General features: G+C 39.6%; 23 protein-coding genes and 2 pseudogenes. 13 read left to right on the forward strand and 12 right to left on the reverse strand.

Annotated features, from left to right (window positions below):
• Window positions 1-38: 38 nt before the first annotated feature.
• Window positions 39-1217: an ATP-binding protein gene (locus ACDG22_RS08640; protein WP_022125864.1), complete on the reverse strand. Its 1179-nt coding sequence runs from the start codon at window positions 1215-1217 to the stop codon at window positions 39-41.
• A gap of 112 nt (window positions 1218-1329) precedes the next feature.
• On the opposite strand from ACDG22_RS08640, the gene ACDG22_RS08645 reads away from it, so the two are divergent.
• Window positions 1330-2505 carry a hypothetical protein gene (locus ACDG22_RS08645; protein ID WP_270230365.1) on the forward strand — a complete coding sequence of 392 codons (1176 nt, stop codon included), beginning with the start codon at window positions 1330-1332 and terminating at the stop codon, window positions 2503-2505.
• Here ACDG22_RS08645 and ACDG22_RS08650 read toward each other — a convergent pair.
• The 3 genes from ACDG22_RS08650 to ACDG22_RS08660 form a co-directional block, all read right to left on the reverse strand.
• Window positions 2502-2765 carry a hypothetical protein gene (locus ACDG22_RS08650; protein WP_022125866.1) on the reverse strand — a complete coding sequence of 88 codons (264 nt, stop codon included), beginning with the start codon at window positions 2763-2765 and terminating at the stop codon, window positions 2502-2504. The genes ACDG22_RS08645 and ACDG22_RS08650 overlap by 4 nt on opposite strands.
• Window positions 2766-2775: 10 nt before the next feature.
• Window positions 2776-3147 (reverse strand): phage holin family protein, encoded by a 372-nt coding sequence (locus tag ACDG22_RS08655; protein WP_022125867.1) that lies wholly within the window; start codon window positions 3145-3147, stop codon window positions 2776-2778.
• A gap of 81 nt (window positions 3148-3228) precedes the next feature.
• Window positions 3229-3432, reverse strand: coding sequence for a YtxH domain-containing protein (locus ACDG22_RS08660; RefSeq protein ID WP_007564760.1), 204 nt, complete (start codon window positions 3430-3432; stop codon window positions 3229-3231).
• 220 nt (window positions 3433-3652) lie between these two features.
• On the opposite strand from ACDG22_RS08660, the gene ACDG22_RS08665 reads away from it, so the two are divergent.
• From ACDG22_RS08665 to ltrA, 10 genes are all read left to right on the forward strand, one after another.
• Window positions 3653-4153 carry an SPOR domain-containing protein gene (locus tag ACDG22_RS08665; RefSeq protein WP_007564758.1) on the forward strand — a complete coding sequence of 167 codons (501 nt, stop codon included), beginning with the start codon at window positions 3653-3655 and terminating at the stop codon, window positions 4151-4153.
• A gap of 118 nt (window positions 4154-4271) precedes the next feature.
• Entirely contained in the window at window positions 4272-5219 is a 948-nt protein-coding gene (locus ACDG22_RS08670; protein ID WP_118483453.1) for a PCMD domain-containing protein, read from the forward strand.
• A 195-nt stretch (window positions 5220-5414) separates the two neighbouring features.
• Window positions 5415-5831 (forward strand): Holliday junction resolvase RuvX, encoded by a 417-nt coding sequence (gene ruvX / locus ACDG22_RS08675; protein WP_022125869.1) that lies wholly within the window; start codon window positions 5415-5417, stop codon window positions 5829-5831.
• Between the two features lie 21 nt (window positions 5832-5852).
• A complete protein-coding gene (def, locus tag ACDG22_RS08680) occupies window positions 5853-6407 on the forward strand; it encodes a peptide deformylase (protein ID WP_007564753.1) in 555 nt (184 codons plus the stop codon).
• Complete coding sequence (locus ACDG22_RS08685) at window positions 6404-8434, forward strand: tetratricopeptide repeat protein (RefSeq protein WP_007564751.1); 2031 nt, start codon at window positions 6404-6406, stop codon at window positions 8432-8434. Before def ends, ACDG22_RS08685 begins: the two co-directional genes overlap by 4 nt.
• A gap of 122 nt (window positions 8435-8556) precedes the next feature.
• Window positions 8557-10497: a threonine--tRNA ligase gene (gene thrS, locus ACDG22_RS08690; protein ID WP_007564749.1), complete on the forward strand. Its 1941-nt coding sequence runs from the start codon at window positions 8557-8559 to the stop codon at window positions 10495-10497.
• 99 nt (window positions 10498-10596) lie between these two features.
• Window positions 10597-11172, forward strand: coding sequence for a translation initiation factor IF-3 (gene infC / locus ACDG22_RS08695; protein ID WP_007564748.1), 576 nt, complete (start codon window positions 10597-10599; stop codon window positions 11170-11172).
• Window positions 11173-11252: 80 nt separating this feature from the next.
• Window positions 11253-11450, forward strand: coding sequence for a 50S ribosomal protein L35 (gene rpmI, locus ACDG22_RS08700; protein WP_007564747.1), 198 nt, complete (start codon window positions 11253-11255; stop codon window positions 11448-11450).
• Between the two features lie 109 nt (window positions 11451-11559).
• Window positions 11560-11910 (forward strand): 50S ribosomal protein L20, encoded by a 351-nt coding sequence (gene rplT, locus ACDG22_RS08705; protein ID WP_007564746.1) that lies wholly within the window; start codon window positions 11560-11562, stop codon window positions 11908-11910.
• Window positions 11911-12394: 484 nt separating this feature from the next.
• Window positions 12395-13801, forward strand: coding sequence for a group II intron reverse transcriptase/maturase (gene ltrA, locus ACDG22_RS08710; RefSeq protein WP_007567634.1), 1407 nt, complete (start codon window positions 12395-12397; stop codon window positions 13799-13801).
• Between the two features lie 290 nt (window positions 13802-14091).
• On the opposite strand, the gene ACDG22_RS08715 is transcribed toward ltrA, so the two are convergent.
• Window positions 14092-15222, reverse strand: a complete 1131-nt coding sequence (locus tag ACDG22_RS08715) for an ISAs1 family transposase (protein ID WP_007565353.1) — start codon at window positions 15220-15222, stop codon at window positions 14092-14094.
• 632 nt (window positions 15223-15854) lie between these two features.
• On the opposite strand from ACDG22_RS08715, the gene ACDG22_RS08720 reads away from it, so the two are divergent.
• Complete coding sequence (locus ACDG22_RS08720; protein WP_007572027.1) at window positions 15855-16628, forward strand: EFR1 family ferrodoxin; 774 nt, start codon at window positions 15855-15857, stop codon at window positions 16626-16628.
• On the opposite strand, the gene ACDG22_RS08725 is transcribed toward ACDG22_RS08720, so the two are convergent.
• On the reverse strand, window positions 16625-17512 hold the full coding sequence (locus tag ACDG22_RS08725) for a DNA/RNA non-specific endonuclease (protein ID WP_007572025.1): 888 nt from the start codon (window positions 17510-17512) through the stop codon (window positions 16625-16627). The genes ACDG22_RS08720 and ACDG22_RS08725 overlap by 4 nt on opposite strands.
• A 12-nt stretch (window positions 17513-17524) precedes the next feature.
• Window positions 17525-17986: an alanyl-tRNA editing protein gene (locus ACDG22_RS08730; RefSeq protein ID WP_007572024.1), complete on the reverse strand. Its 462-nt coding sequence runs from the start codon at window positions 17984-17986 to the stop codon at window positions 17525-17527.
• Between the two features lie 349 nt (window positions 17987-18335).
• Here ACDG22_RS08730 and ACDG22_RS08735 point away from each other — a divergent pair, with 349 nt between their 5' ends.
• A complete protein-coding gene (locus ACDG22_RS08735; RefSeq protein WP_022125875.1) occupies window positions 18336-19421 on the forward strand; it encodes an HpaII family restriction endonuclease in 1086 nt (361 codons plus the stop codon).
• 422 nt (window positions 19422-19843) lie between these two features.
• Here ACDG22_RS08735 and ACDG22_RS08740 read toward each other — a convergent pair.
• From ACDG22_RS08740 to ACDG22_RS08760, 5 genes and pseudogenes are all read right to left on the reverse strand, one after another.
• Window positions 19844-20608 (reverse strand): annotated as a pseudogene (locus ACDG22_RS08740) (ISAon1 family transposase); the annotation flags it as partial.
• Window positions 20609-20690: 82 nt separating this feature from the next.
• Window positions 20691-21413, reverse strand: coding sequence for an IS21-like element helper ATPase IstB (gene istB, locus ACDG22_RS08745; RefSeq protein WP_040311749.1), 723 nt, complete (start codon window positions 21411-21413; stop codon window positions 20691-20693).
• Between the two features lie 6 nt (window positions 21414-21419).
• Window positions 21420-23027: an IS21 family transposase gene (istA, locus tag ACDG22_RS08750; RefSeq protein WP_007566682.1), complete on the reverse strand. Its 1608-nt coding sequence runs from the start codon at window positions 23025-23027 to the stop codon at window positions 21420-21422.
• Between the two features lie 363 nt (window positions 23028-23390).
• Window positions 23391-23624 (reverse strand): annotated as a pseudogene (locus tag ACDG22_RS08755) (ISAon1 family transposase); the annotation flags it as partial.
• Window positions 23590-23976 (reverse strand): ISAon1 family transposase N-terminal region protein, encoded by a 387-nt coding sequence (locus ACDG22_RS08760; RefSeq protein ID WP_040312234.1) that lies wholly within the window; start codon window positions 23974-23976, stop codon window positions 23590-23592. The gene ACDG22_RS08760 and the pseudogene ACDG22_RS08755, both read right to left, overlap by 35 nt.

Genomic DNA, 23976 nt, shown 5'->3' on the forward strand with positions numbered 1-23976 from the left:
TAATTATATTTAGGTAATAAAATCTGTGCCGTTAAACGTTAATAAAGAAAACCGAACAACCATAAAGGTATTTGGTTTCCATGTCCTAATTCTGATTTATGCATGGCATAATAGATATTAGGATTGTTCTTGAACTTATATCCTTCATTGCAAATGCGGAAGTTTAAATTTTCGTCTACTATGAAAGATGTTCCTTTTTCTCCTTTGTTTACTTTATGGTCTTTCCATAGTGAATTAACGAAAAATGTTTCCAGAACATCTTGCTCTTCTACTTTTACCGGATAAATACTGTACATCAGATTTGTATTATGCATCATGATTTTAGCCGGCTTTTTGGGGAAGACCTCACCTTTGGGATAAACCATATTTATGAGTCGTGCGTCGGCAAGATACTTGATATAGTTCATTACTGTAGCACGAGAGGTTTGTATGTCGGTAGCCAGTTGACTGACATTAGGGGCAACTGGACCATCCACTGCCAACAAATATAATAATTTTTTTATTTTGGATAGATATTTTAGTTCAATTTGTTTGATAAGAAGTATGTCTACTTCTATCATCATATTCATGGTTTTTAATAAGTTTTCTGAGAAGTTTCTTTTTTCCAGAAAAAAAGGATAAAATCCATGATGTATGTAGTCTTGAAAATAGTTAAGCGGATTTGTGTGAGGTAATATTGTTTTAGCTATATGTTCGTGGTTATTCAATATTTCTTCCAATGAATAAGAAGAAAAATGATTGCCTGTTTGGAGATTTAAGAACTCTCTGAATGAAAATCCGCGTAGATTGTAGGAACGGACAATTCCATTCAGCTCTGGATTTTCGTCTTTCAGGCGCATTACAGAAGAACCCGTAAAAACAATTTTTAAATTAGGGTAGCGTTCATAACAAGTACGCAAATCATGACTCCAATGAGGCAACTTGAATACTTGGTCGATAAGCAGCACTTTACCTCCTCGCTTAACGAATTCGCCGGCAAAATCGACCAGACTGCATTGAGAGAAATAGAAGTTATTCATGTTTACGAACAAACATGAGCGATCAAAACCAAATTTTTCTTTTGCATATTGCAATAAGAATGTTGTTTTACCTACTCCTCGTGTACCTTTGATACCTATCAAGCGAGCACTCCAATCTATTTCATCCATCAGGTCGCGTCGCACAGGGGCATTGGTATGTTCGACCAAATAATTATGTGTTCTGTAAAATACTTCCATGAATCTCTGTTTCTTCGGTGCAAATATAGTAATAGTTCATCAATTTGCAAACTGGAGTTGACAAAATATTCTTTTTTACGTTAACTTTGTATCTTGTAAAAAAAGTGTTTTTATGCGAAACGAAATTTATCTCTTTAACCCGGAAAATGATATGGCTTTAGCCAATTTTACTCCTTATTATAAAGCTCCTTCTGAAATAATTCGTATGGCGAATGATTTATCTGTGCTTCCCGCATGGTATGCACCAGAAGGAAGTACGATAAAAGTAGACTCCTTGTCACGTGTGTCTTTGTGGAGAGAACAGTGTCCGGCGTCAGATTTTCTTCCTGATGTAATATGGAGTGCTGAATGGGAAAATATGCCTTATAAACCATGGGGCTGGAGTCCTTCTTTGCTTTATACTTTAAGGAAGGCTGGGGTAAATGATAGCTTTCTTTTGTCGGATATGCAGATGGGGCAAATAAGAGTACTTTCTGGACGGCAATGTTGTGTGAAAATATTGGAGAGCTTTTCGCGCATGGATGGTTTATGTGGTAAGGCAATGACATGTAATTCTATGACCCAAGTGAAAAAGTATATTACTTCTTTGGAAAGATGTGTCTTAAAAGCTCCGTGGTCAGGAAGTGGAAGAGGTATTATGTACGTGCCTTCTAAGGAATGGAATGACTCTGCTGAGGGATGGGTGTCGCGTGTATTGCGGGTGCAGGGCGAAATTATGGTAGAACCTTTATATAATAAGGTATGTGATTTTGCAATGGAGTTTTATGCGGACGGAAATGGTTGTGTTAGTTTTGTTGGCTACTCTCTGTTTGATACTGACGCACATGGAAACTACAAGGGGAATTTTTTATTATCAGATGGACAGATAAAAAAGATTCTGTCGCAGTATATACCTGATGAGGTTTTTAATAATGTTTGCCGGACTATGGAAGAAAGTCTTGCCTCGCTGTTGAATAAAGGTTATTGTGGATTTTTGGGAGTAGATATGATGATCTGTTTAGAAGATGGAAAATATTTACTTCATCCTTGTGTAGAGATTAATTTGCGTATGAATATGGGAGTCGTATCACATACGATATTCAATCGTTATGTGCATTGCTTAAGCCATGGTAAGTATATTGTGAAATATTATTCTGAAGATGGAGAGGCTTGGGATGCATTTTGTCAAATGAAGGCAACTTATAAATTGCATTTATGCGATGGTAAACTCGCTGAAGGATATATGCCTCTTACTCCTGTGAAGCAGGATACGCATTATCATGCATTTTTGTTACTAGACAGGATTTAATATTTTTTATTCTTTCCTCCAAAGAATCCCCGTACTCTACGTAATATTTTGATACCGGTCATTAAACCATCATATGCAGCAATACCCATATTGATTTGTTGCATTAAACTGTCTATTTTGTTCTGACCTTGCTGAGGGGCAAATAATTGTTGTGACAGATTATGCATTCGGTCTTTGGAAAGTTTCAATTCTTCTTGTTTGGCAAGTCTACGTTCTCTGATACTTTCAATACTGTATGTAATAGGCTGTTCTGTTTTCATTGTTTGAAACTTAAAGTGAGTTGTTGGAAGAGTCATCTAAAAATAATCTTGCTAAAAAATTAACCATTGGCTGAAATATTAATTTTTGGCGCAATCTGTAAATTATAAACGCAAGTAATATGAGTATTCCGCCTATAATAGCATATCCGGCAACTAAACTGCCTGTAGCCGATGCTAATACATATACCAGCATAAAAGAAAGGTAGAATGCTGCCATTGTGCCTAATATAATAAGGACAAATATAAGGGTCAGAGTAGATAACAGAATAGTTAGCTTTTCTACTAAGTCTAACTTGACATATTCTCCTTGTAATTTTAGATATTTCTTTACTTCTTTAAATAATTCAGTTAGATTGTCGATGCTTTTATCATTAGCAAACATAGGCATTGGTTTTTAGATGAAGAAAGGCAGACTTTTTCATTCGTTTCTGTAAAAGTCTGCCTTTGGTTTTCATTAATTCGGTTATTCTGCATCTTTTACTTCTGATGCGATTTGGTCTACCAAATCATCCATTTCTTCACGGTTCAGTCGGATTCCCTTTTTACGTAAAAGTTCTGCAATTTTGCTACGAGTATCTTCACCTTTTTCTGGTGCGAATAAAACACCTGCTGCTGCTCCTAATGCTAGTCCACCTAAGAATGCAGCTACTACGTTTAATGCTTTCATAAGTATGGTCTTTATTGTTATTACATTTACAAATATAAGTAAATCTTTGAGATATTATTTCTTTTGTGCGGAAAAAACTTTTATTGCTGCTAATCCTATTTGGATATTAACAGATTTTAATATTATAAGTACTATCAGGTGCTTTTATATTACTACTTTTGCAAGTAAATTTTGAAATGCTGAAAATTGAACAATAAACTTAAATAAAATTTCAGTCAACATGAAAAAGATCGTTGTATTGGGAATGGGATTATGCGTTGCTTTAGCATTCTCTTCCTGCAAATCAAGTGAAAGTGCTTACAAGAAAGCTTACGAAAAAGCTAAACAGCAAGAGTTAGCTGATGCTTCGGCTGCTAGCACTACTACAGAAGCTCCTGCAGAAATTGTTGCTCCGGTAGAAACTGCTCCTGTAGCTCCTGTAACTTCAGCTCCAGTACGTGAAGAAAAGGTAGAATTGGTATCAGGTGAAGGACTTCGAGCATATAGCGTGGTTTGCGGTAGCTTCGGTGTTAAATCGAACGCAGATGGTTTGAAAGCTCAAATGGATAATGAGGGTTATAATGCAAAGGTTGTTTATAATGCTCAAAATAACATGTATCGTGTTATAGTAGAGTCTTTTGATACTCGTAGCGAAGCTGCCCGTGCTAGAGATGCTTTTAAAGCAAAATACCCAAATCGTAAAGATTTCCAGGGAGCATGGTTGCTGTATAGAGTTAATTAATATGGCCGATAAGTAAGAAATATTATTCTATAAAGCGTATTCGAAGCGATAGCATTTAGGCTATCGCTTTTTTTTGTACCTTTGTTCGGCAAAAATGAATAATGTAGTAATTATGAAAATGAAACTAGTAGCTGTGATGGCTCTCATAGCTTTCCCTTTTATTGCGTATGCACAAGAAAAAGTTGTGCCTTTGAAATATGGTAATATGGATCAGTGGGTTACACGTAAGATACATGAATCGGGTGTAATTGGAGGTGATACTAAATTATTATATGAGGTAGGGCCTACAAAAGTAATAGAAGGGAATGAAGCATACGTAAATCAAGGTGGATCTCCTTGGGCAAATTCTAATGTTATGGCAAAAGTTATGGGTATTGTAAAGACAAATACCAGTGTTTATCCGGAGCGTCGGGGAAATGGGTATTGTGCTCGTTTGGAAACTCATATTGAAAGCGTGAAAGTATTAGGATTGGTTAATATAACTGTATTGGCTTCAGGTTCTATGTTTTTAGGAGATATGAAAGAACCTATTACGGGAACAAAAGATGGAGAAAAAGCTTTAAATTCTGGTGTAAAGTTTACTTCTCGTCCTAAAGCAGTACGTTATGATTATAAGGTGCAGATGTCTGGTGAGGCAAATCGTATAAAACAGACAGGTTTTAGTCGTAAAAGCGTTGTTCCTGGACAAGATTGCGCTATTATGACTTGTTTGCTTCAGAAGCGTACGGAAGATGCTAATGGAAATATTATTGCCAAACGTGTGGGCACAGCTGTTGTGCGTTATAGCCGTACTGAAGGATGGAATGATAAGGCTACTTATGAAATAAAGTATGGTGATATAACCCATGATTCTAGCTATGATCCAGAACTCATGAAGTTGGGAGTTGGAGGATATTATGCGCGAAATAGTAAAGGCGAAAGTGTGCTTATACAAGAAAATGGCTGGGCAGATTCTGATGAAACTCCTACACATCTGATATTGCAGTTTACTTCTAGTTTGGGAGGAGCATTTGTCGGATCTCCAGGTAATAAATTCTGGATAGATAATGTGTGCTTAGTGTATTAATTAATTTTAGAGGAGGATGATGATCTTCCTCTTTTTTGTTTTATATGGTCGTAAATATTCGGTGAATATTGATTAATAAGTATGGCAAAAGTTATTGCGATATATGTTACTCTTTTATTTTCGTGGTGAAAAAATATAAAAAGCTGCTGGCTGTATGTCCGGTATTCGACAAATTTTGTATTTTTGTCGGCAACTATGAGTAGAATTTTAGCAATAGATTACGGAAGGAAGCGTACGGGAATAGCTGTTTCAGATCCATTGCAGATTATCGCTAGCGGATTGACAACTGTACCCACGCATCAGTTAATGGATTTCTTGTTGAATTATATCAAGCAAGAGCAGGTAGAGTGTATCATTATTGGGCATCCGAAACAATTGAATAATGAGGATTCTGAAAACATGAAAAATATTGTTCCTTTTATAAATCGCCTGAAAAAGATACTGCCTGATATGCCGGTACAGTTGGTTGATGAACGTTTTACTTCTGTTTTAGCGCATCAAACAATGTTGGCTGGTGGGCTGAAAAAAAAGGATCGACAGAATAAGGCATTAGTCGATGAAATAAGTGCTACTATTATTTTGCAATCTTATCTCGAGTCAAGAAGAATTTAAAAACTAAAAAATAAAAAAGAAATGATTTTACCTATTTATGTATATGGTCAGCCGGTTCTTCGTCAAGAGGCTGAAGATATAACTCCAGATTATCCTAATTTGAAAGAACTGATTCAGAATATGTTCGAAACAATGGATCGTGCAGATGGTGTTGGACTTGCTGCTCCTCAGGTAGGCTTGCCAATCCGTGTGGTAGTGATTAATTTGGACGTTTTGTCTGAAGATATGCCGGAGTTTAAAGATTTCCGTCGTGCATATATTAATCCACATATCCTTGAAACAGGAGAGGAACTTGTTTCTATGGAGGAGGGATGTTTAAGCTTACCTGGAATACATGAAGCTGTAAAGCGCCCTGATAAAATACATGTTACTTATTTAGATGAAGATATGAATCCTCATGATGAGTGGGTTGAAGGTTATCTGGCTCGTGTAATGCAGCATGAATTTGATCATTTGGATGGTACAATGTTTATTGATCATTTGTCTGCGTTGCGTAAACAGATGATAAAGGGTAAACTTAATAATATGCTGAAAGGAAAGGCGCGGTGTGCCTACAAGGTGAAAACTGTAAAATGATTCGAAAGCTTCTATATATATTATATATAATAGGTGTATATTGGCCATTATCTCTACATGCTCAGATCAATACAGATAGGGTAATGACAATTGGACGAAACGCTCTGTATTTTGAAGATTATGTACTTTCTATTCAGTATTTTAATCAGGTAATAAATGCTAAACCTTATTTGGCTGAACCTTATTTTTATCGAGGTTTGGCGAAAATGAATTTGGATGATTACCAGGGTGCTGAAAATGATTGTACCGAAGCTATCAAGCGTAATCCTTTTGTGCCGAATGCATATCAGATAAGAGGTATATCTCGTATTCGTCAGGAAAAGTTTAAAGATGCTATACAAGATTATGAAAAAGCATTGAAGCTGGATCCAGAGAATATTAGTTTGTGGCATAATTTGGCTTTATGTCGGATGCGTGAAGAGGATTATGCTTTGGCAAAAGCAGACTTGGATACGTTGATTCGCATTGCTCCGCGCTATACAGATGCCTATTTGATGCGTACAGAGGTTTCGTTGAAACAAAAAGATACCCTTCAGGCCATGACTGATGCTGATAGAGCCATAGAAATGGATCGTTATAATTCTGATACATGGGCTTCGCGAGGGATGTTGTTTATGCAGCGCGAAAAATATGCTGATGCAGAAACTGATTTAACAGAGGCAATCCGTTTATCTGTTCGAAGTGCAGGTTTGTTTATTAATCGTGCATTGGCTCGTTATTATCAAAATAATTTGAGGGGGGCTATGCAGGATTATGATTTTGCATTAGATATTGACCGTAATAATTTTATCGGGCATTATAATCGCGGTTTATTACGTGCTCAGGTTGGTGATGATAATCGTGCTATAGAGGACTTTGATTTTGTTTTAAAGGTAGAGCCAGATAATATGATGGCAATATTTAATCGCGGTTTGTTGCGTGATAAAACAGGAGACTACTCTGGAGCTATGGAAGATTATACTGCAGTTATAGATGAATATCCTAACTTCTTGACTGGATATCAGTATCGTGCTCAGGCGCGTCGTAAGATCGGAGATTTGAGGGGCGCGGATGAAGATGAGTTTAAGGTATTAAAAGCTCAGCTTGATGCTCAGAATGGTAAGACTTCTCAGAAACAAACGGCTTCGGCGGATGATAAAACCCGTAAGAAGTCGGATAAAAATATGAATAACTATCGTAAAATTATCGTAGCTGATTCTGAGGATGAAACAACAAAATATAAGACGGATTATCGTGGTCGTGTTCAGGATAGAAATGTAACGATTCTTCCACAACCGATGTTTGCGTTGACATATTACGAGAAAGGTGAGGAGGTAAAACGACAAATTAACTATTCTAAATACATCGATGATTTGAATAATCGTCATGTGTTGCCATTACGTTTATTGATTATTAATAACGAAACTTCATTGACCGAAGAGCAAGTGAAACTGCATTTTGCATCGATTGATGAGGTGACGGAAAAGATAGTAAAAGACCCGGATAATGTGATGCACTATTATGCTCGTGCTACAGATTTTTATTTGGTGCAGGATTTTGATAACGCATTAAGTGATCTGGATGCAGCAATAGAATGTGATTCAACTTTCTTTCCTGCTTATTTCATGCGCGCACTAATTCATTATAAGCAATTGGAGTATCGTAAGCGTGATACCGAAGCGGAGTATGAGATGAAAGTTGATAATAATAGTCAACAGCAAGTTAGAGTTTTAGATTATGCAGCTATTCGTCGTGATTTGGATGAAGTGATTCGTCTGGCTCCTGATTTTACATATGCTTATTATAATCGTGGTAATATCTTGGCTGTGATGAAGGATTATCATGCTGCATTAGTAGATTATAACAAGGCTATTGAGCTTGATTCTCGCTTTTCTGATGCGTATTATAACCGCGGACTGACGAATGTCTTTTTGGGTAATAATCGTCAAGGAATACAAGATTTGAGTAAGGCTGGAGAACTTGGTATATTCTCGGCGTATAGTGTGATAAAACGTTTTACTTCGGTGACGGAGACAAAAGATAAATAAAATGTAGAGAATGAGGAATGGAGGTTTTACGGCTACTAGCTTAAAATTCTTCATTCTTCATTCTTTATTCTTCATTTATTTGTTTAATTTTGCGATTCAATAATAGAACAATACAAAAAATTATGATTAAAATAACTTTTCCTGACGGCTCTGTTCGTGAATACAACGAAGGAGTAACTGGTCTGCAAATAGCAGAAAGTATCAGTTCGCGTTTAGCGCAGGATGTTTTGGCTTGTGCTGTAAATGGCGAAACTATTGATTTGACAAGACCTATCAACGAAGATGCTGAATTCGTACTTTATAAGTGGGAAGATGAGCAAGGTAAGCATGCTTTTTGGCATACAAGTGCCCATTTGCTGGCTGAAGCATTACAAGAATTGTATCCAGGAATTCAGTTTGGTATTGGCCCGGCTATTGAGAATGGGTTCTATTACGATGTTGATCCGGGAGAGGCTGTAATAAAAGAAGGTGACCTGCCTGCTATTGAAAAGAAGATGGCAGAGCTGGCTTCAAAGAAAGAAGAACTGGTTCGTAAGAGCATATCTAAGGAAGATGCCTTGAAAATGTTTGGTGAAAGAGGTGAAACTTATAAGTGTGAGCTGATTTCAGAACTTGAAGATGGACATATTACTACTTATACTCAGGGAGCTTTCACAGATCTTTGTAGAGGACCGCATTTGCCTTCTACTGCTCCTGTTAAGGCTATCAAGTTGCTCTCTGTAGCAGGTGCTTACTGGAGAGGACAGGAAGACCGTAAGCAGATGACCCGTATTTATGGTATCACTTTCCCAAAAAAGAAAATGCTTGATGAGTATCTTGCACTTCTGGAAGAAGCAAAGAAACGTGATCATCGTAAGATCGGTAAAGAAATGGATTTGTTCATGTTCTCTGATACTGTTGGTAAAGGTCTTCCTATGTGGTTGCCGAAGGGAACAGCGTTACGTATCCGTTTGCAGGACTTCTTGCGTCGTATCCAGGCTCGTTACGATTATCAGGAAGTAATGTGCCCGCCTATTGGTAATAAATTGCTTTATGTGACTTCAGGACACTATGCTAAGTACGGAAAGGATGCATTCCAGCCTATTCATACTCCAGAGGAAGGTGAAGAATACTTCTTGAAACCAATGAACTGTCCTCATCACTGTATGATCTATAAGAATACTCCTCGCTCATATCGCGATCTACCTTTACGTATTGCAGAATTTGGTACAGTTTGCCGTTATGAACAAAGTGGAGAACTTCATGGATTGACTCGTGTTCGTAGCTTTACTCAGGATGATGCGCATATTTTCTGCCGTCCTGACCAGGTAAAAGATGAATTCTTGCGAGTTATGGATATTATATCTATTGTATTCAAGTCTATGGGACTTGAAAACTTCGAAGCGCAAATCTCTTTGCGTGATAAAGTTAATCGCGAGAAGTATATTGGTAGTGATGAAAACTGGGAAAAAGCAGAACAGGCAATTGTCGAAGCTTGCGAAGAAAAAGGTTTAAAGGCTAAAGTTGAATATGGCGAAGCTGCTTTTTATGGACCGAAATTGGACTTTATGGTTAAGGATGCCATTGGACGTCGTTGGCAGCTGGGTACTATTCAGGTAGATTACAATTTGCCAGAACGCTTCCAGTTGGAATATATGGGATCAGATAATCAGAAACATCGTCCGGTGATGATCCATCGTGCTCCTTTTGGTTCAATGGAACGTTTTGTCGCAGTTCTGATTGAACATACAGCTGGTAAGTTCCCGTTGTGGTTGACTCCTGATCAGGTAGCAATTTTACCAATTTCTGAAAAATTCAATGATTATGCAAATCAAGTTCGCTTAGAATTGAAGAAGAGCGACATTCGTGCTATTGTGGATGACCGTAACGAAAAAATCGGTAGAAAGATCCGTGATAACGAAATGAAACGTATTCCGTATATGCTGATTGTTGGTGAAAAAGAGGCTGAAAATGGTGAAGTAGCTGTACGTAAACAGGGAGAAGGTGATAAAGGAACCATGAAAATTGAAGATTTTGCAAAAAATGTTGCAGAAGAAGTTCATAATATGATAAATAAATGGTAACTTTGCAACCGTTTCGGAAGAAAAGTATTTACTTCGCTTCTGAAATTAGGCAAAATAATTTATAATTTTAAAAAGCAAACAAGGAAGAAAAGAATTTTAATGAAGAATGACACTTTAAAAGGGCAACACCGAATCAATGAACAGATTCGTGCCAAAGAAGTACGTATTGTGGGAGATGATATCGAATCAGCTGTATATCCAATAGCTCAGGCTTTGAAATTGGCTGAAGAACATGATGCTGATTTAGTTGAAATTTCACCCAACGCTGTTCCTCCAGTTTGTAGAATTATAGATTATTCTAAATTCCTTTATCAGTTAAAGAAACGTGCAAAGGAACAAAAGGCGAAGCAGGTAAAAGTCAATGTGAAGGAAATACGTTTCGGACCTCAGACTGATGAGCATGATTATAACTTTAAGCTAAAGCACGCTATTGGCTTTTTGCAAGATGGTGATAAAGTAAAGGCTTATGTGTTCTTTAAAGGACGTTCGATCTTATTTAAAGAACAAGGTGAAGTGTTACTTTTACGTTTTGCTAATGACTTGGAAGAATATGCTAAAGTTGAACAGATGCCGCTTTTGGAAGGTAAGAGAATGACTATTTCTTTATCACCTAAAAAGGCTACAGCTCCTAAAAAAGTTGTAAAACCAGCTACGCCAAAACCAGAAGAAGCTTAACTTAATAGGAAAAAAGAGCGTGTAATGCGCCGGTATAGTGCGTTACCGCCATTCAGTAATAATAATTAAAATTTAATAAGATGCCAAAGGTAAAAACTAACTCCGGTTCTAAAAAAAGATTCGCTCTTACCGGAACAGGTAAAATCAAGAGAAAGCACGCTTTTCACAGTCACATTTTGACTAAGAAAACTAAGAAACAGAAAAGAAACCTTGTACACTCAGGATTGGTACATAGTGCTAACCTGGCTCAGGTTAAGGAACTTCTTTGCATGAAGTAATCTTAGTATAAAAAGCGTAAACGTATCATTTTAAATTATCAACCGAATGTATTAGCTTTAAGTTCGATTGTAAAATATCGGCGCTATCATTCAAAAAAGAATTAAAACTATGCCAAGATCAGTAAATCACGTTGCTTCTAGAGCAAAAAGAAAGAAAATTTTAGGTTTAACCAGAGGTTATTTTGGTGCAAGAAAGAATGTTTGGACCGTTGCTAAGAATACTTGGGAAAAAGGTCTGACTTATGCATACCGTGACCGTAAGAATAAAAAACGTAACTTCCGCGCATTGTGGATTCAGCGTATTAATGCTGCTGCACGTTTGGAAGGTATGTCTTATTCAAAATTGATGGGTGCATTGCACAAAGCAGGTATTGAAATCAATCGTAAGGTTTTGGCTGATTTAGCTGTAAACCATCCTGAAGCATTCAAGGCTGTTGTTGCAAAAGCAAAAGCTGCTTAAATAGGAACGATTAACGTATAAGAAAAGAGTATCACTCAAAAGGTGGTACTCTTTTTTGTATAGTATGCTCGGCATGAGTATTAGCTAACGGGTGCAAGTCCCCAATGAGCCCTAATAGCGGGAATCATACAGCCAATAGCAAGGGTGTCCATCGTGAGGTGGAATCTGAAAGAAGCTGGCGGCAAACATCTGGTCTGACGAACAGAAACTTCATATAAGGCATAAAAACCGTGGGTAAGGTTGCTACCCAAACCAAAGCCCTATAGCTATTCGGAACGGTTAATGTAGATGAAGCAGACATAAGATTGAAAGTTAATACCCTTATCCGAGGAGGTCTCACGGACGCATGAAAATAGAAAAAAATCGAAATCAGCGGAGTAAAGCTTGCCGTGAGAAGTCAGCAGAAGTCATAGTAGCAAACGAGCCGATAGGTTTGCGAAGGACTGAACCTAATAATTAAACGATAGTAATTGAAACATACCTAATGAAAGAACGAATGCAGAAAACATTATCCGAAGTTAATGACTGCCCTCAAAGAGATAGGTCGGAAACCGAATGGTATGAGGGAGTGCAGACTTTCATGTGGATATGTGAAGACAACATCGTGGAAGTACCATTCGACAAGGAACACCTTTTCGAGCAAATCCTGAGTCCTGCGAACCTAAACCGATCCTATAAGGCAGTGATTGGAAACAAGGGCTGTGGCGGTATCGACAATATGTCATGTGAACAATTGTTTTTATGGCTATTAGCCAACAAAGATGCGCTCATCCGTTCCTTGATGGACGGTTCTTACCGTCCGAACCCCGTCAAAAGGGTAGAAATCCCCAAGGACAATGGCAAGATGCGTCTATTAGGAATCCCCACTGTGGTAGACCGTTTGGTGCAACAAGCCATTAACCAAGTTCTGAGTCCTATATATGAGAAACAATTCTCCAGGAGAAGTTATGGCTTCCGTCCGAGAAGAGGTTGTCATGACGCGGTGAGAGGAGCCCAAGAGATAATCAATACAGGCTACACGTACGTTGTAGACCTTGACCTTGAACGCTTCTTCGATACCGTGAACCATAGCAAACTCATAGAAATTCTCAGCCGTACTATTAAAGACGGCAGAGTTGTCAGTCTGATACACAAATATCTCCGAAGCGGTGTAATGAACAAAGGTCTGTTCGAAGTGAGCGAGGAAGGAACTCCCCAAGGAGGACCACTAAGTCCATTGTTAAGTAATATTATGCTCAATGAGCTGGACAAGGAACTCGAACGCAGAGGACTTCCTTTTGTGCGGTATGCCGATGACTCGATGATATTCTGTAAGTCCAAAAGGGCAGCAAGAAGAGTCAAAGAGTCCATAACCCGATTTATAGAGGGAACTCTATATCTTAAAGTCAACAAGGAAAAGACTGTAGTATCGTATGTTCGAGGAGTGAAGTATCTCGGTTATTCCTTTTATGTAATGAAAGGCAAATATCGCCTTACAGTACACCCTAAATCCAAAGCAAAGATGAAATTGAGCCTCAAAGAGCTGACTAATCGTAGCAATGGATGGGGATACGTCAAGAGGAAACAGAAGCTGAAAGATTACATACGTGGGTGGATTGGATACTATCACCTTGCCGATATGAAACGCTTTCTTCTTGACACAGATGAGTGGTTAAGACGTAGAATACGTATGTGTATATGGAAAGCTTGGAAGAAACCCAAGACCAAGGTGGGGAACCTCATTAAATGCGGTATAGAAAAATATAAGGCATGTGAATGGGGTAACACTCGCAAAGGTTATTGGCGTATCGCTGACAGTCCTATATTGAAAGTGGCGATAAATAATGATAGCCTGCGAAAAGCAGGATATCCTACCTTAATGGGCTCGTATCTCGAATGGTACCCAAAATAGGAACCGCCGTATGCCGAACGGCACGTACGGTGGTGTGAGAGGTCGGTGAACATGAAAATAGGAGATAAACACCTATGATTAATGTTTACCTCCTACTCGATTTTATCGAAAATATTAAGAGTAGATTGCTGTAGATAATAATAGTATGTCTGTGCCTGCTACATACACGGCTCTTTCATTTAAGCTTAGATAAAGGCACATAATTCCCCCACCCACTTCTTATGGGAAGTAGGGATTTTGTTATGATTGATACCCAAAACGTTACGAATCCTCTGAAATTACAAATTATCTCATTTTTGATCCAGCATATGTATCATTGCGGTAAAGTCCAAAGAAAGTTCTCTAATAAGTTCGGCCGTTCCCTTAGCCTTGTCGGAGAGCTTTTTCCTTTTACCTTTCCATATAGAAAGTATTGCCAGTACTATCCTCTGTATCGTGTCAAGGTTTCTGGCGGACCTTGCACTATTCCGCCTGATGAAGTCCTGCCTCAGGTTGCGGTCAAGGTCCCAGTGCATGCTTTCTATTGCCCAATGCATTCTGGCTATTGTACTCAGCCGCCTGGCACTTCCGTGAAAACTGGAGACATAGAACCTCCTCTCGGAAGATTTCTGACCATCAGATTTTCTCTCCGTTGCAGTCCGTATTTCGACAACCGTCAGATTTCCATTCCACTTTTTCCTGTCCGTAATCAGGTCATTTCCACGAAAGATACGGCATACTCTGGTCTCTATTCTGCCATGTTCAAGAAAAGGGCCTTCCGAATATACATCCACAGGCTCTGCAAGTTCGACATTGTCCTCAACCCCATATCGCAGAGTTCTCTGGTTTGCCTTCAGCTCGATAAGGAAATCACCGCCTTTTTCCCGGATTTTATCTATGATGGCTTTCTGGAAGGACATGGCGTCTGCCGTAACTATGCATCCTGACACATCCACCTTGTCCAACAGTTTGGGTACGGAAGTTATCTCGTTGCTTTTTTCTTCACACATGTCCGTGGCAAGGGTGAAACCTCCTTCAAGGGAATAGGCGGATACGATGTCGGGGGTGCGTCCGTTTTCAAGTACCGTCCCTCTCATTGCCTTGCCGTCAATACAGAGGATGTCTCCGGCACAACCGACAAGCTCATCATGGAAGGTGGAGGTAAATTCAGACATCCGCTCAGACATGGCTTCATCATCAATATGTTTGAATATACGGCAGAGCGTAGGTTCAGAAGGCACACCGTCCAACAAAATTCCTAAAGAGCGGAAGCGTTTCAGATTACGCTCGCCGAATCTGATTATATCCGGTCTTGTCATACACTTGCCCAGCCGTCCGAGTATTACAAGGAGAAGAATATCTTCCAGCTTGTATTTGTAGTTTCCCTTGTCTGTCCTGCGGTAATCCGGCACTGATTTCACAAATTCTTTCAGATGTTTCATTATGCTGCCACGACGGCAGAATGCATGTTTCTTTTTTATATATTAGATATGCAAAATGTTGCATATCAGCAAAATAAATCTTATTTTCGCATAGCGAAAATTAAGGCGGAAATCAAAAAACGACCTCTGTCGCATTTGATTTCCGCCTACAAAAATAATTTTATATGAACGATAAAAAGAAACACCGGAAGCGGTGCTTCCTGCATCGCTGTGCGCAAAAATAATGGTTTTTCGGAGAATAACAAGGATTATAGAGGTTGTTTTAAATGAAAGAGCCGTGTGCTACATATAAAATAACTGACTAATATTTTGTTTTTTCAGATTAAAGTATTATTTTTGTAATACAAGAATGAAGCCGCACTTGCAGAATCGGGAAACTCATCAAATTATAAGAAATACCGAGAACAGCTTCATCTTCCAATGGCGGGCCACGCCTTCGGGTAGCATTTATGCCGGTGGATTACAAAGGGGGAGAGCACTCAAATCATGTTTATCGGAGTTTCGTCACGCCTCTGGTGCGGCTTTTCTTTTATAGTAAGCGAAAGATTTTATATCGATTTGATATATAATCTTCGCTTTATTTTTTTTATCATGCTTTTTAGGGATTCCTTTGATTTTTAATTGCAGTTTATATGATATTTTATTTTTCTGGAACAGGTAATTCGCGATGGGTGGCTGAATCTCTTGGAAAAAGATTGGGGGATGCGGTAGAGGATATAGCAGATGTGAAAATTGAGAAAGAAGAATATACCCTGTCAGAAGGAGAAATATTAGGGTTTGTTTTTCCTGTTTATGCATGGGCACCTCCTACTATTGTGATGGATTTTATTTCTTTGCTTCGTCTATCTTCAGCTCCTAAGTATGTATTTTTTGTATGTACTTGCGGTGATGATTCAGGTAAGACTGCTGATATTTTTTGTAAAGCAATTAAAGAGAAGGGTTGGGAATGTAACGCAGGATTTTCTGTAATTATGCCTAATACATATGTGTCTTTACCCGGATTTGATGTTGATCCGTTGCATATAGTATCGAAGAAGTTGAGAGAAGCAAAAGAAAGAATTGAATATATATCAAGTAAATTAGCTGCAAGAGCGCGGCTTATCGATTGTTATGAGGGGGCATTTCCATGGATAAAAAGTTATTTAATCCATTTTCTTTTTATGCATACTTTAATGTCGCCTAAGCCTTTTAAGGCAGCAGATTCATGTATTTCGTGTGGCTTGTGTGAAAAGGCTTGTCCTGTGCGTAATATACATTTAAAGGAGAGAGGTAAGCCTGAGTGGGGAAGTCATTGTACTATGTGTCTGGCGTGCTATCATTCTTGTCCGAAGCACACCATTGAATATAGTTGTTTAACACAGAAAAAAGGTCAGTATCTATTTGATAAGTCAAATAAGGGACTTTAAGGTAAAGCTGGTATATTTGCTTCTACTTGTTTTTCTATGTTATCAGGAAGCTGGGAAAAAAAGTCTAACCCAGTAATTGTTTCTATAGAATCGACAGATACCATATATTTTTCCAGTTTATGATGTCCTGCTTTGTTTTCGAATAGAAATCCCATAGCAACCGGATTTTTGCGGTTATAAATCAATACTACTTTAAAAAAACGGTCGGGTACAGCTACTTTATGTTGCCCGACGCGTTTAGGATTAGAACTGTCATAAATAGGTCCACATACAATATATACATTTCTGTATTTTTTTGCCCATGTTCGGCATTCATTTTCCAAATCTCCCCAATCATCACGATTCAACTTTTGATTTTGAGGGCAAATGTTACTCATATAAAATGACTCTTGCATTGCTTTTTCACTCCATTTCATGTCTGCAGCTGGAGCCATATGCCCTCTGTCGTATCCTGAGTGAGTGTAATCAGAATGTTCTACCCGTGGTTCGGGCAAATCAGGATCAGGGAGAAATTTACTTTTACGTTCTTCGTTTCCGGTTGTTTCCTGACGTGTCAATTCCCATGCAACCCAATTAGGCACTTTATAGAAATTATTATATGAAATGGTAAATCCTGTGCGATTTAGTCTGATTTCATTGCGTTTTTTTATCGTAACAGGTATTTCCAGCTGTGATATTGTACGTTTATCTACTTCTGCTTCAGAAGTTTCTTTTCCTAACTGTTGACTTGTGTTGTCAACAACTTCCTTCATTTGTTGCTGAAGCTGCTTGGAAATGGTAGGGTTGTCTTTATTTTGGTAGAAGTAAAGAACTCCTGCTACAAGAATAATTAGAAGAATAAACCCTTTCAGTGAACCTGTAGAGTTTGTTTTTTTCTTACTCATATGTTATTTAAGTTATGCTAATTTAAAGCGAATGCGGAATATCCCATCTTTATAATCAGAACTAATAATGCGGAAAGTACCTATTTCTGAGGTATTTGTAACGTGCAGTCCAATACATAAACATTCGTCATAGTCGCCGACTCGTACAATTCGGACTGTATCTGACGCATTGTCTGGCAGTCGTTTTAAGTCAAATCTTCCAACAGCTTCCTCTTGTGTGATAAATTCTGTTGTGACGGGTAGATGGCGGGCAATTACTTCATTGACAGTTTTTTCAATATTTTCAATATCCTCAACTGAAGGCGCCTTAGGTAAAGCAAAATCAAGTTTGCTTTTCTTTCGTTCGATGTGTGCCGACACTGCGCGTCCACATCCAAAGATGTTTACCATTGTACGGTTTACGATATGTTCGCAAGTATGCATAGGAGGATATTCCTGTTTATTATGCTCATTAAGTAGAGTTTCTTGTTCCATATTTATATATTATTAGAGAAAAATTTGTGCTGGATGAATCAACTCATTATAAAAAGAAGAAAACAATCCGTATGCAAATATATGCGATTTTTAGAGAAATATCTATAAGAATTTAATCTCTTTACTTATGGGCATAAAAAAAGGAGTACCGCTGTACTCCAACCTTTTGTTAACCTTAAATCTAATACTATGAAAAACACACTGCAAAGGTAGGTACTTTTTGTTATACTGCAAACAAAAAAGATATAATTTTCTGCTGTATAACATTGTTTAATATTTGTATCTTATGTAAACCTTTTTATTAACATCTGTTTTACTTATCTTTGCACCTGTTAAAACTGATAATAATATGGCTTTTGAGGCAACAAAAAGAGAATGGGGCGAATTATATGCATTTTTTCGCCTATTGGCAAATGGTTATGTGTATGCCGGTACTTCTGATGTAAAAAAGAATGAGCAACAGTGTATTCCTATAGCTATGGTACAGCGTGAGGAACATGATGGAACGCGTCAGTATGTTATCGAAAAAAATAATATCCATATAAAGGGCGAAAAGATAGATAAGCTTGTTCCTCGCGAGGATTTCGAAACAGTAGCTGAACTAATATTGCATGCTATTCGTAATAGTCGTCAGGATGATGTAACTTCTCCAGATGGAGTAGAAGAATTTCTTGATGAAGTGGCTATTTATGACTTGGAGGCTAAAACTGACGATCGTACCGACTTTAGTGTTGCATTTTACGATGAGTCGGCTCCGCTGACAGGTTTTTGTGTACGTTCGCGCTTGGGTATGATGCTACCATTGCTTGATGGAGGGCGTACGGCTAATTTTAAATTTGAGCAAACAGGAGTAAAATTTGCCGTACCAACAATAAATAAGATTAATGCGGAAGGTGAGGAAGACGACGTCATATCCCGAATGCTGATGATAGAACGTTTAGGAGGAGTTTTGAAATATAATGATGTAGCAGATAAGATATTCCGAAGTAATCTTTCTATGATTGATCTTCACATGGGACGTTTGCTCGCTGAAATGACACGTTTGATGTGGCTGGATGGTATTACGAAAGTATCTGAGCTTACAGAAGCGATAAAACAGCTGAATCCTCTAAAAATAAAGGACGAACTGATAAACAAGCACGGTTTTTATGAGTATAAAATAAAAGAATTTTTATTGGCACTTGCTACAGGTATGCGTCCGGCCAAACTTTACAATGGAATTGAATCAGCTATATGCGGTTTTCTGTTTGTGACAGGTGACGGAGATGTTTTGTGCTATCAGCGTGCTTACCGTCAGGTCTTTGCCGATTTCCTTTTCTATAATTCACGTTTAGAAAAAGGTTCAACAGAGAAAGATAAATATGGATATCTGGAGCGTGAAAACGGAGTTTATTACTTTAAATTGAATCTGAAAATAGGACTCCTGAAACGCTGATTCAATCAAATACTATTATCCGGTAAGAATTTTATGGAATAATTTAGGAAGCTATTTGAAGGGAAAGTTTAAAGGCAATTGATTGGGTGTAAAATGTTATTTTGAACTTTCTGTGTAGATGAAGCGTTGTCTGTATCTTCTTATCGGATAAATTTGTTAGTATAAAATCTGTGGATTTAGATTTATGCTAATATCTTAATTTGATATTATGAAACATATTGAGGATGGCATAAGCATGTCGTGGCTCCTTTTTATTGTTACTTTTATTTTATGACAATATTTCATTTCTCAAATAAGAATCGCACATTGTCGGATGAAGACTTTGAGATAATTTATAAGACTTATTATTCTCGGTTGTACTACTACACAATAGTTCGTTAAAAATTCGCCAAGCCTAAGCGGCTTTGGGGGTCAGTAGAAATTTAGTGGGGATACGCATATAGCTTCGCAATGCGGAATAAAAAGAACTTCTTATCAGCTACTCCTCTTAGATTTGCTCTGAACAGTTTAATTTTTGCATTGAACGATTCTGCCATCGCATTTGAAGAACGATGGTTGTAGAAATTCAGTATTTCATCATAGTGCTCATAGAAAGTAGCAGCAATGACATTAAAAGAATGCATCCCTGCTTCTTCTACTTTATTATACCATCGTGCCATAGCCAAACGTGCAGCGTCCTTTATGGTGTTCTTAGAGAAAATCATCCGCAGGGAATGGCACAAACCGTATGCCTTTTTGATGTCAGGGTATTCCTCAAATAGGATTGCTGCCCTTTGCTTCTGTTTTTCCGTCCATTTATCAGCTGACTTGAAAAGCAGATACCGGGAGCGTATAAGTAATTCCCTACGGGTGTCGCCATTGGAATATCGGTATGGGACATAATCTTCGTTCTTCCGCTTAGCTTCTTCCATTTCCTCATTGGCCTGCTGTATGGCATCCCAACGGTGTTTGATGCGTAATTCCTGCACGGCATCACAAGCTAATTTCTGAATGTGAAAACGGTCTATTACACGGCTGGCTTCAGGAAATGCAGTCCGTACAATCTTGCGCATGGAGTCTGAAAGGTCAAGTGTCACTTCTTTAACGGCATAACGGCTTTCCTCGTCAATTCGTTGCAGCACAGCTATTACATCCTCTGATTTAGTTCCTGCCACGACAGCTACCAGGGAGCACTCTCTCGTACAGGCTGCATATTCCGGCGGATACCCGTTCAGCATTTCCGGTGATATCCGTTCAGTCCCCAGTTAGTATTCAGTGTTGTTGGCAAAGTTAATACTTCTTTCTTAGGCTCTCTCCTTTAAGGTCAAATTTTATTGCCTTATGCACGATTCTGTCCAGACAGGCTTCCGCAATGAGCTCGCTTTGGAACACATCATACCAGTCTGCAACGGGAAGCTGGCTGGCCAGGATGAGTGCCTTCCGGTTGTACCGGTCATCTATGATCTGTTCAAAGTCATGCTGTATCTGGCCGTCCAGCTTGACCATCCCAAAGTCATCGATAATCAGCAGGTCATGTGCGTTCAGCTTCCGGAAGAAGTTTGTTTCCCGTCCTTCCAGATGTGCAAGCTTCAGGTTCTCGATGAGCATGTTCATCGTGAAGTACAGTACCTTCCGGCCGTTCCTGCATGCCCTGTCACCCAGGGCACAGGCAAAGTAGGACTTCCCGGTTCCTGCCGGTCCGGTAATGATGACCGTCATTCCGCCCGTGATGTAATTTCCGGTTGCAAGGTCGGCTGCAGAGCAGGTCTGTATGCCCCTTGCCGTGTCCGTTTCAAGTTCTTCCATCGAGGCTCTCAGACGGAAGCCGGCATTCTTTATAAGACGCTGGATGCGGTTGTTCCCTCTCGTGTCACGTTCGTACTGGAGCATGATCTGCATGCCTTCACGCAGGGTAAGCTTGTCCAACTGATGTGTTTCTTCCAGAGAGCTCCAGCAGCTTGCCATTCCCGGAAGCTTCAGCTCGTGCAGTGTTCTTTCTGTTTCGTTGCTCATAATCATTTATTGTTGTTGGTTTATGTCATTTCCTGTAAAATAGTCTTTTCCGCGCATGTTCCCGTGGTTTGACGGTGTAGGCGCATGGAAGATTACCGTCTCGTCTGCGGATGCATTCATGCCGTTACGTCTGAGTATGGCTTCAAACTTGCTGTAGGAGTAAATACCGTACTCCATGCACTGACGGCAGGTAAGGTCAAACGTGGCAAGGTCATACTTCCTTCTGAGGCTGACTATGGAGTTGCACAGCTTGTAATACACCTCTTCAGGCTGTGCGGTACGTTTGGGGTCAAAGATTCTTTTTACATATTCATGGCAGTCAGGTGATATATCTTTTGCTTTCTCCACATAATAGGCTGCCGAACGCTCCATAATCACCCTGCAGCTGGATGCGAGATGTTCCCTGACTGTGGTATAGCCGTATGTATGGCTGCGGATATGTGAGGCCACCAGTTTCTGCTCCACATAGACCTTGACCCATGAACGCGTAAAGACTACTCTTGCCTGTTTTCCTACATGGATATAGGGGACGGAGTAAAAATGGGTCACCTTGTCCTGTCTCAGCTCCACATGGCAGTTTGCCTGTACTTTCAGATCGGCATACAGGCGCATCTCATAGGGTTCCGGTTTCAAGGGTTTCAGCAGCTCCTTCTCCATGGCATGAAAACGCTCCTCACGGCTGTAGGGACGCTTCTGCATACGGGTCTGGTTGTGCCTTTCCATCAGCTCCCATACGGCACGGTTCAGTTCCAGGAGTGAATGGAAGGTACGGTTACGCAATCTGGCATAGACACGGTTATATGTAATCCTTACGGAGTCCTCTACCAGAGCCTTCTGTGTCGGCGATGCCGGGTCGCATGGCAGTACCACGAAATGGTAGTAGTTGCCCATGTCCTCAAGAGCCTTGTTCAGCTTCGGCTCATGCCGGTCATTGCTGATTACAGCCGATTTGAGGTTGTCAGGAGTCAGTATGGAAGGTACACCGCCCAGATGTTCCAGACACATCCTTATGGCATACAGAAAGTCCTCCGTCTTCTGCGAAGGTACACATACCACATAGGTATAGTCGCTGTAAGGCATGCAGGCGACAAACACCTCCACCTTGACAATTTCTCCGGTTTCGGCATCCACATAGCTGAGCTTGTCACCGGCAAAGTCCACCATGAGCTTTTCACCCGGTTTGTAGGTGTTGGCCAGTACGGCCGTAACATCCTTCTTCGCAACGAGATTCTGCTTCAGATGGTAATAGAACTGTGACTTGCCGTAACCATCGGGATGAGTCGCACGGTATTCATCGAACAGGACCTGACGGCTTACATGGGATTTGGGGTCCGCCAGCAGTTCCCTGTATCTGGGTAGCAGGATCAGAAACTCTTCCATTCTCCTGTCCGTATATGCCGGAGAACCAGCATGGAACATCCGTTCCAACTCGGGATCGTCAATCTCAAGGAGGTCGCTGATGTTCCATCCGTTGGCTTTTACTGTATTCACATAACCGTTGACGGTTTCCTTGTCAATCGGTAACTTGCGGCTTACACCGCGGTTGGATTCTCCGGCCTGCTTGAGCTGGAGTACTTGTTTTATCAGACTCATATCCTTTGTTGTTCCTGCCATGACTGTGCTGTTTCTTGTTAGCTTACCAGCACAAAGGAAACTGAAACCGGGGAAAGAATGAACGGATATGCTCCGGAAACGAAGATATACGCTCACAATTCCATGCACGGCTGAACGGATATACTCCGGAAAATCTGAAAGCATACGTCTAAAGTGAACGGGTATGCTCCGGAAAAAGGGTGCTACAACCTGCAATTCTCGGAGGTGAACGGATATGCTCCGGAAAAATTGAGATTTTAATGTCTGGTTATCCATTTTTTCATCCTTTTAGGGGATGAACGGATAAAAATTACGCTTTTAAGGTATGGTTTTATACCCTAATAAGCTGCCGGAAAGTGAACGGGTATGCTCCGGAATATGTATACAGGCATCACGGTTGGTTACAAAGGTGTAAAGTTCACCGTTGGAGAGTGAGGTCTCGTCAATCGCCAGATACGGTCCCATATTTTCCGGAAACAGCATCCATTCACCGGCATGGGATAACTGTTCCCAATTACGATATCCGCTGAGAACCTCCTTGTACTGTTTTTCAAATGTATGACCATCTATATGATAGAATTCCTCAAGCGTACGGCAGGTCACTGGGGATGTCTCCATACGTTTCTTTTAAAAAAGCCCCAAATTCTTTGGAGTATCTGGTTCCCTTGGCTACAACATCGAGGTCGATGGGAATACTGAAACTTTTACCTGCGCGCAAGTCCGTCCAACGACGACGTCTGATCTTGAGGATTACCTTATGGTCCCGTATGGGAAAGTCTGTCACATTAACAGCTTCCATAAAACCTTTGGATTCAAAATGTTCGTCATTGCTTAACTTGGAATTCATCTTTTCATCCAGACTAATATGAATCTCTTGAGAGGTTTGTTCAACTCCAGAGATAAGAAAGTAATCTAATATCTGAGCCGGCAACACGAGGCTGGCTAGCATGTTCAAATAATCGTTTTTCAT

It is taken from the genome of Phocaeicola coprocola (assembly GCF_041333015.1).
Classification (GTDB): Bacteria; Bacteroidota; Bacteroidia; order Bacteroidales; family Bacteroidaceae; genus Phocaeicola; species Phocaeicola coprocola.